Consider the following 2,021-nt stretch of genomic DNA (forward strand, 5'->3'; position numbering starts at 1 on the left):
GATCTGAAAGGGAAGCTGATCCTGCTGGATTTTTGGGCGACATGGTGCCCATCGTGTATTGAGGGGTTTCCACATCTAGAAGATGTGTTGGCGATTAATAAAGATGAGATTGCCGTGCTGCTTGTCAATAGCACACAGACAAAGGATACACAAAAACGTGTACAGGATCTAAAGAAAAAATATAAAACGGCATATGGCTTTCAGACTTCACTTCCTTATCTATTTGGCGACACCATTTTCCAGCAATTATTTCCTCATAACGCGGTTCCACATGTCGTTTGGATAAATAAAGATGGTATTCTGGTTGCCAATACTTATGCCAACGCATTGTCAAAAGAAAATATAACAGCAGTGCTTCATACTGGAAATGCAGATTTCCATCAAAAAAAAATGAGGACCAATAAAGAAGTGGCTCTGATAACCAATGAAATGCTGAATAACGGATTTTATGCAGGTTCTGTTTTTCAGACTTATCAAGAAGGATTAGATGCTAGTTCTGGAAATTATTCGTTCGACGGAAAACGGACCAGGTATCAGCTATTGAACCTCAGATTTTCTCAGCTCGTGGCCATAGCCTTTCAAAAAGAATTGAAAGGAATACCATGGAGACATTGGCAGTTTGCTGCAAGCAGCGAAGTAAACCCTAAACAGCGGCTCCTGACCCCAAATCGTTATGAAAATAGCTTCTGTTATGAAATGGTGGTGCTGGATTCTTTGCCTAAGAGCAAAGCGAAACAATTTTTTACGGAAGATTTTAAAAAGTTCTTTGGGATAAAACTTTCTGTAGAAAACAAGCCAACGGATGTATGGCGCGTCAGTTTCAATTCAGCTGCCGAAAAGATCAGGAGCAAAGGTGGTATCCCAGAAGTTTTCCTGGGAGATTCGGAGACGGAAATGAAATTCCGCAATATTCCATTAGAATTGTTGGTGGATAACCTCAGCCTATATTTTCATCGTCCATTGGTAATTGGAGCTTCCAAAGAGGTACTTGTGGACATGACTATTCCTAAAGATTTTGAAGGCTGGGAAGAGGATACGCGAAAGGCATTTCTCCGAGCAATGGGTTTAGAGCTTAATTCTGTACAGGAGACTATTGCCTGTGCATCATTTTCATTAACAGATAGATAGGAGGGTAGGGTATGTATATGAGAATGTTATGCATCCTAAGTGTTTGGATGTGCTGGCTTACGTCCTATAGTCAGGTAAAAGAAAGAAACATAGTTCGGGGAGTAATTCTATCAAGCGAAGACTTGCGCCCATTGCAGGGCGTCACTGTGCAAAATATGGTTACAAATATGCGTTTAAAAAGTGAAGCCGATGGAAGTTTCGGAATAAGGGGAGATTTGCGCGATACTCTTCGGTTTTCGGCTATGGGTTATCAGGAATTACGGGTATTGGTAAAGGATGTGTTGGCTAAAGGTAGGGTTTTGATGGCTGTAAAGGATAATTACTTGGAAGAAGTGCAGATCAATACGGGCTATCAGATTTTAAAACCCAATGAAACAACAGGTTCTGCCAGTGTGATTTCCAATGATATGCTCAACCAGCAAACTGGTACAAACATTTTAAACAGGCTCAATAATGTGGCCTCTGGGGTGAGATTTGAAAATCAGCCCAGTACTGTCAGTGACAGACAAAAGCTGAATTTTTCTGTTCGGGGTCTCAGTACCATAGATGGTAATCTTGATCCATTGATAGTATTGGATGGTTTTATTTATGAGGGCAATGTGGCTAATATAGACCCGAATAGCATCGAATCTATTACCGTCTTGAAAGATGCGGCGGCAAGTTCGATATGGGGCGCAAGGGCTGGAAACGGGGTTGTGGTCATCACTGCTAAAAAAGGAGGTCAGGGTGCTGGCAAAATAATGAATACCACATTTAGCAGCACATTGATTACAAAAGCGGAGCCAAACCTTGATCAGGTGTATCAATTGTCCAATAAGGATTTTATCGATGCAGAGTCGATGTTGTTCAATAAGGGATTTTACGATTGGCTTGGGAATGGTTTTCAGTATATC

Annotated in this window: 2 protein-coding genes; both read left to right on the forward strand. The window is 41.2% G+C overall.

Features of this window, described 5'->3' with window-relative positions; all coding sequences use genetic code 11:
- A partial coding sequence (locus tag B2X72_RS24475) for a TlpA family protein disulfide reductase (protein WP_286851876.1) occupies positions 1-1,128 on the forward strand: 1,128 nt, incomplete at its 5' end.
- Positions 1,129-1,175: 47 nt separating this feature from the next.
- On the forward strand, positions 1,176-2,021 hold an 846-nt coding region (locus tag B2X72_RS24480), incomplete at its 3' end, for a TonB-dependent receptor plug domain-containing protein (RefSeq protein ID WP_286851889.1).

It is taken from the genome of Sphingobacterium sp. UBA7253, assembly GCF_002472745.1.
Classification (GTDB): Bacteria; Bacteroidota; Bacteroidia; order Sphingobacteriales; family Sphingobacteriaceae; genus Sphingobacterium; species Sphingobacterium siyangense.